Genomic DNA, 6975 nt, shown 5'->3' with positions numbered 1-6975 from the left:
CGCCGGCACCGACCGCAGCCTCGACATCATGGAGCTCGCCAAGAAGCTGCATGACGGCAAGGTGCCGGACGGCGTACCCGAGACGCTCGACGTCGATCACACCAGCGAGCCGGTGCCCTCGGCGTTCCCGAACGGCTGCCACGTCGCCGAGGTCGAGATCGACCCTGATACCGGCGTGGTGCAGATCGTGCGCTACAGCGCGGTGAACGATTTCGGCACGGTGATCAACCCGATGCTGGTCGCAGGCCAGCTCCATGGCGGCGTCGTCCAGGGCATTGGACAAGCGCTGATGGAGCAGGTCCGCTACGACGAGAGCGGCCAGCCGATCACGGGCTCGCTGATGGACTACGCGCTGCCGCGCGCGGAGGACGTTCCGAACATGACGGTCGGCGACCACCCCGTACCGGCCAAGAGCAATCCCTTGGGCACCAAGGGCTGCGGCGAAGCCGGCTGCGCCGGCAGCATGTCCACGGTGGTGAATGCGGTGGTCGATGCGCTCTCCGACTACGGCATCAAGCACATCGACATGCCGCTGACGCCGGAGCGGGTGTGGCGCGCGATCCAGGATGCGAAGGGGACGGCGTAAGGGGGAGTTTCGCGATCGTGATAACGCCGGGGGCTTCGACCGGCATTCCGAAAGAGATCACTTGATCGCCGTTTCGGCGGCGATCAACTCCTTTCCCTCCGTCGTCGTGATCGTTAGCCGTATCTTTTCCCCGCTGCGGCCGTCGGCAATCGCTGCCGAAATGCGATTTCCGTTGTTCGGATCGGCGCTCACGACCCCGCTGAACAGAGCCGTGTCACCCTGTTTCAACGTGACAAGCAACGGGATGGCCGGTTCGACGCTGAAGAACTCGAGAACGGCGCGAGACGCCTCGGCCGAGAAATTGATCAGGATTTTCTCGTTCGCATGCGTCACGTTGCTCATGCCGACGGTGGGGCTGTAGGTTTCCGGAATCGACACCTCACTGCGTGCGGGAAAGTCTGCGCTGTGGAAAAACTGGTCTGACATGCCCGCCCATAATTCGACATACGGCCGCCACTCGTTCGGATCCTTCCGGGCATCGGTTTCGCCGGTGAGCGACGGAAACCCCCACGTCCACATTTTCAAGCCCCGCGTGAGGGTATTGTCCGCAATGCGAATAATTCCTTCTGCATTGTCATGGTTGATGACGCCCCAGAAATTTCCGCCCTGCATATCTGGTGCAGCATAGGCGATGCCCATCGTTCGCCAGTTCTTGAAGTAGCGCAGGTTTTCGAAGCGCCGCCTGCCCATGCCCGCGCTCTCGTCGCCGTCTGCCAGACTGGTCGACCAGGCAGGCGTCGTGAAAGTTCGGATCGGCGCGATGATTTCGGCGCCGCCCGTTGCCCTGGGATTTTTCGGCTCCGATCCCGGAGCGAGCGTCGTGCACGTCCAATACTCATATTGGACAGCCTCGTCGTTCGGATTCTTCAGCACCACGCGCGCATCGAGTGCGGCACGATCGGCCTTTAGCGTGACGTAGTAATTCGCCTCGATGCCGGTCGCGCCCCTGAACTTGCTCGGCCGCGCGGAATAGTCGAAGTCATCCCGGAACGACATCACGACCGTGACTTCGTCGGCGCCCTCCTTCACCACCCGGAAAGCCCACGGCTTCAGCCACGTCTTGCCGTGCTCGGCATCCGGGAACGTGGGAAAGATTCCGCCGTACACCATCAGCCAGTCGTAGTAGAAATTTCCGGCCTTCATGCCGTAAGGCACTCCGACTTCCGTTCGATAAAGCTGCTCGTGGCCGGTCGGCTTGTAGACCATGGAAAGAATACGCCCTCCGAATTCGGGCACGAGCGTTACCCTCAGATATCGATTCTCAAGCACGTAGGATTTGAAACTGCGTTCGACGATCATGCTTTTGTTGAGCGACCCGCTGACAAAGCCATTGTCCGCATCGACGGCGAACTTGACGGCGCTCCACGTCGTCGTCTGCTCGCTGAGCGACACACTATCGGGCACCGGTGCGGCGGCATGCACGGCGCAAAGCGCATGGAGCGACAAAAGGAGTGCTATTCCAAAACAAACGAGGGCACGCAAGGAGACCTCAACTGGCATTCAGGCCGCCGCCTGCTCGCGCGGCTGGTAGATCGCAGTATGCTGGCAGTGCGCCAGCGGCGTCGTGCCGTTGGCGACGACCAGCGCGTCGAGCTCGACGAAGCGGTGGCCCTTTTTCTCGTAGTTCGCGGTGACTTTTGCCCGCGCGGTGATCTCGTCGCCGGCATGTGCGGCCGACAGCAGATGCATGCGGCTGCCGGCATGAATCCACGGGCCCAGAATGGTGTTGTCGACGAGCACGCGGTTCATGACCCGCTGGATCAGGCCGGGATGGCCAAGCCCCTCGCGTGCGAAGATCGGATCGGTTTCCCTGATATCGGCGAGATAGTCCGCGGCGGCCTGCCCGATCCATCGGCGCGGCTCTGTGCCAAGCCATTTGCCGGTCTCGAACGTCGCCGGGCTGACCGGCTTGCGCATGGCGACCGCGGGGACCGCGCGATAGTCGCTCAAATCCACCGCCGGCGCAGCCGCCGGCAGCGAGGCTGTCCCGGTGGCGCAGAGCTCGGTACGGCTGAACACCTCGATCGTGAGCAGGCCGTTGTGCTCGGTCGCATCGACGTCGGCCGTCTCGCCGTCATAGACCGGCTTGATGAAGCGAGCCTCCACCAGTCCGCGGGTGAGGAAATCGCGGCCCCACCGCGCCACCGGCACGTGCATCATATAGGCGAAGACATCGACGCCCGGGACCAGCCCGCCGGAGAAGCCGAAGCGGCGCGCCACCGTGTCGTCATGCATCTTGTTTTCGGATTGTTTTGCGGTGTTGTGGGCCTCGACGCGGTAGGTTTCGAGCCGGTTCGGCATGGGGGTTTTCCCTGGATTCTTGTTGGTTCCGGGCCGATCGTAGGCCCCAGGGAAACGCGGTCAATCCCCTCGCCTTTGCGGCCCGAATGGGGTACCACGCCGCCAATGGCTGACACCCCAAGCATCACCCGCATCTATGTCGACGCCGACGCCTGTCCCGTGAAGGACGAGATCTATCGCGTCGCGGCCCGGCATGGCGTACCGGTGAGCGTCGTCGCCGGCAATTTCATCCGCGTGCCCCAGGATCCCTCGATCGAACGCATCGCGGCTGGCGCCGGCATGGATGCCGCCGACGACTGGATCGCGGAGCGCGCCGGTCCCGGCGACGTCGTCGTCACCGCGGATATTCCGCTTGCAAGCCGCTGCGTGAAGGCCGGCGCCGACGTGATCGCGCCGAACGGAAAACCGTTCACGGAAGAATCGATCGGGATGACGCTGGCGGTACGCAATTTGATGACCGATTTGCGCTCGGCCGGCGAAGTCACCGGCGGCCCGCGATCGTTCGCGCCGCGCGACCGTTCGACTTTTCTCTCGGCCCTCGACCAGACGCTGCGCCGGATCCAGCGCCGCCGCGCCGACCAGGTCGCAACGAGCCAAAATCCAAGTCAAGGCTGACCATGGCGCCGCCGCTGATTCAACTCAAAGACATCCGGCTGACCTTTGGCGGCACGCCGCTTCTAAACGGCGTCGAGCTCAATGTCGCGGCGGGCGAGCGCGTCTGCCTGATCGGCCGCAACGGCTCCGGCAAGTCGACATTGCTGAAGATCGCGGCCGGTATCGTCGAGTCCGACGGCGGTACGCGCTTCGTGCAGCCGGGCGCCACGGTCCGCTACCTGCCGCAGGAGCCGGATTTCGGCGACCACAAGACCACGCTCGCCTATGTCGAGGCCGGGCTCGCGCCCGGGGACGATCCCTACCAGGCACGCTATCTGCTGGAGCAGCTCGGGCTGACCGGCAACGAGAACCCCGCAAACGTCTCCGGCGGCGAGGCCCGCCGCGCGGCGCTGGCGTGCGTGCTGGCGCCCTCTCCCGACATCCTGCTGCTGGACGAGCCGACCAACCATCTCGATCTCTCCACCATCGAGTGGCTGGAAAAGGAGCTCGACAGCCGCCGCAGCGCGCTGGTGCTGATCAGCCACGACCGTCGCTTCCTCACCAATCTGTCGCGTTCGACCGCCTGGCTCGACCGCGGCCGGATCAAGCAGATCGACCGCGGCTTTGCCTCGTTCGAGACCTGGCGCGACGACGTGCTGGCGGAAGAAGAGCGCGACCAGCACAAGCTCGACCGCAAGATCGTCGACGAGGAGCACTGGCTGCGCCACGGCGTCTCCGGCCGGCGCAAGCGCAACGTCAAGCGGCTCGGCAATCTGCATGCGCTGCGCGACCAGCGCCGCAACTATCGCGGCACCGCCGGCAGCGCCAATCTCGCAGCCTCCGAGGCCGAGCAATCCGGCAAGCTGGTGATCGAGGCAAAGGGCGTCACCAAGGCGTTTGGCGCGCGCTTGATCGTCGACAATTTCTCGACCCGCATCCAGCGCGGCGACCGGCTCGGCATCGTCGGCCCGAACGGCGCCGGCAAGACCACGCTGGTCAATCTTTTGACCGGCGGGGCGGAGCCCGACTCCGGCACCGTGCGGTTAGGGGCCAATCTGGAGATGGCGACGCTCGACCAGCACCGCGAAAGCCTCGATCCCAAGTCGACGCTGGCGGAGGCGCTGACTGGCGGCCGCGGCGACCAGATCATGGTCGGCGGCAAGCCGAAGCACGTCGTCGGCTACATGAAGGACTTTCTGTTCGCGCAGGAGCAGCGCGGCACCCCACTCGAAGTGCTCTCGGGCGGCGAACGCGGCCGGCTGATGCTGGCGCGCGCGCTGGCAAAACCGTCGAACCTGCTGGTGCTGGACGAGCCGACCAACGATCTCGACCTGGAAACCCTCGACGTGCTCGAGGACATGCTCGGCGACTACGAGGGCACGGTGATCCTGATCAGCCACGACCGCGATTTCCTCGACCGCGTCGTGACCTCGGTGATCGCGCCGGAAGGCGACGGCAGATGGATCGAATATGCCGGCGGCTACAGCGACATGCTGGCGCAGCGCGGCGCCGACCTCAAGCGCGAGACGGCGAAGGCGCAAGCCCCCGCTGAGAAGAAAGAGGACCGGTCCACCGCTCCTGCTGCCGCGCAAAAACGCCGATTGAGCTTCAACGAGAAGCACGCGCTTGAAACCCTGCCGAAGAAGATGGAAAAATTGCAGGCCGATATCGCCAAGTTACAGCGCGTGATCGATGATCCCAACCTCTACGCCAAGGATCGCAAAAAATTCGACGATACCTCTGCTGCCATCGCCAAGGCGCATGACGAATTGTCCGCCGCCGAAGAGCGCTGGCTCGAACTGGAAATGCTCCGCGAAGAGATAGAACAGGCATAACCCATGACAACTCCCCTCGCCGCCAAGATCGCCCGTGAATATGGCACGCCGTGTGCCGTGATCGACATGGACAAGGTCGAGCGCAACATCGCGCGCATCCAGAAGGCCTGCGACGACGCCGGCATTGCCAGCCGGCCGCATATCAAGACCCACAAGAACCCGACGATCGCGAAGATGCAGGTCGCGGCCGGCGCCAAGGGCATCACCTGCCAGAAGCTCGGCGAGGCCGAGATCATGGCCAATGCCGGCATCGACGACATCCTGATCAGCTACAATCTGCTGGGCGAGGAGAAGATGGCGCGGCTCGGCGCGCTGCAGGCGAAGGCGAACATGACGGTGGCCGCGGACAATTCGACCGTCGTCGCCGGCCTGCCCAAGGCAGCCGCCGCCTCGGGCCGCCCGCTCTCGGTCGTGGTCGAATGCGACACCGGCCGCAAGCGCGCCGGCGTCGAGACGCCGGCGGAGGCGATTGCGCTGGCGCGCGAGATCGCGGCGTCCAAGGGGCTGCACTTCGCCGGCTTCATGCTTTATCCGACCGAGACCGGCTGGGGTGACGCGCAGAAGTTTTACGACGAAGCACTGGCCGGCGTGCGCGCCCATGGGTTGGAGGCCACCATCGTCTCGACCGGCGGCACGCCGAACCTCAAGTATATCGGCAAGCTCAAGGGCGGCACCGAGCATCGTTTCGGCACCTATATCTACAACGACCGCATGCAGGTCGCGGCCGGCTCCGCCACCTGGGACGACTGCGCGCTGCACATCTATTCCACTGTCGTCAGCCGCGCCGCACCCGAACGCGGCATTCTGGACGCCGGCTCGAAGACGCTGACGACGGACACCGGCGGGCTCGACGGCCACGGCCTGATCCTGGAGCACCCCGAAGCCAAGATCGCGCGCTTCGCCGAGGAGCACGGCTTCCTCGACCTCTCCCGCAGTAACACCCGCCCGAATGTCGGCGACGTCGTGCGCATCGTGCCCAATCACGTCTGCGTCGTCGTCAACATGATGGACGAGGTGGTGATGGTGCGCGGCGAGGAGATCATCGGCACGCTGCCGGTGGCGGCACGGGGAAAGCTGAGGTAAGGGCGCGCTGCGGAGGCATCGAAGGGCGACGGCGTTCTAAGACCGCTTGAGCCACTGCAACACACCCCTGCCCGCCGCGGCTCCTGTCGCGAACGACGCCTGCAGCAGATAGCCGCCGGTCGGGGCCTCCCAGTCCAGCATCTCGCCGGCTGCGAACACGGCGGGCAGCTTGCGGAGCATGAAGTCGGAATCGAGTTCGTCGAGTGCAATCCCGCCTGCGGTCGAGATAGCGCGATCGATCGCGGCGACGCCGGTGAGCTGAATCGGAATTGCGTTCACCAGATGGGCGAGTTCCGCGGGCGACAGCGATGCCAGCGACCGGCCGGATGCAATGGCCGCTTCTTGCATCAGACCGATGCCGACCGGGGACAGTTGCGCCGCCTTGCGCAGGAAGTTCGCCAGCGATTGCTTGCCGCGCGTGCCCGACAGACGCGTGGTCAGCGCGGCCACATCGAGGTCGGGCCGGAGTGCAATCGTCAGTGTCGCCCGTCCGAGACCCAGCACCGCCTCGCGCAGCTCTGCCGACAGCGCATAGATCGCACCGCCTTCGATACCGCTGCGCGTGATCATCGCTTC

The 6975-nt window shown here is 64.9% G+C and carries 7 protein-coding genes; 4 read left to right on the top strand and 3 right to left on the bottom strand.

Annotated elements, in window-relative coordinates; all coding sequences use genetic code 11:
- The coding region (locus tag ACXJL8_RS29170; protein WP_456686034.1) for a xanthine dehydrogenase family protein molybdopterin-binding subunit at positions 1-586 on the top strand (586 nt) is incomplete at its 5' end.
- A gap of 57 nt (positions 587-643) precedes the next feature.
- Here the strand turns inward: ACXJL8_RS29170 and ACXJL8_RS29165 are convergent.
- Both ACXJL8_RS29165 and ACXJL8_RS29160 read right to left on the bottom strand, forming a co-directional pair.
- Positions 644-2086, bottom strand: a complete 1443-nt coding sequence (locus tag ACXJL8_RS29165) for a DUF5107 domain-containing protein (RefSeq protein WP_456686033.1) — start codon at positions 2084-2086, stop codon at positions 644-646.
- A complete protein-coding gene (locus tag ACXJL8_RS29160) occupies positions 2087-2887 on the bottom strand; it encodes a hypothetical protein (protein ID WP_456618665.1) in 801 nt (266 codons plus the stop codon).
- Positions 2888-2992: 105 nt separating this feature from the next.
- Between ACXJL8_RS29160 and ACXJL8_RS29155 the strand changes: the two genes are divergently transcribed.
- From ACXJL8_RS29155 to ACXJL8_RS29145, 3 genes are read left to right on the top strand one after another with little or no spacing between them, the layout of a single operon-like run.
- A complete protein-coding gene (locus ACXJL8_RS29155) occupies positions 2993-3502 on the top strand; it encodes a YaiI/YqxD family protein (protein WP_456618666.1) in 510 nt (169 codons plus the stop codon).
- Positions 3503-3504: 2 nt separating this feature from the next.
- Positions 3505-5316 carry an ABC-F family ATP-binding cassette domain-containing protein gene (locus ACXJL8_RS29150; protein WP_456618667.1) on the top strand — a complete coding sequence of 604 codons (1812 nt, stop codon included), beginning with the start codon at positions 3505-3507 and terminating at the stop codon, positions 5314-5316.
- Between the two features lie 3 nt (positions 5317-5319).
- Entirely contained in the window at positions 5320-6399 is a 1080-nt protein-coding gene (locus ACXJL8_RS29145; protein WP_456618668.1) for a D-TA family PLP-dependent enzyme, read from the top strand.
- Positions 6400-6435: 36 nt separating this feature from the next.
- Here ACXJL8_RS29145 and ACXJL8_RS29140 read toward each other — a convergent pair.
- Positions 6436-6975: NAD(P)/FAD-dependent oxidoreductase (locus ACXJL8_RS29140; RefSeq protein WP_456686032.1), on the bottom strand; the 540-nt coding region annotated here is incomplete at its 5' end.

Source organism: Bradyrhizobium sp. P5_C11_2, assembly GCF_054049755.1.
The sequence above is the reverse complement of the archived record's forward strand: the minus strand, read 5'-3'. Positions and strand labels throughout refer to the sequence as shown.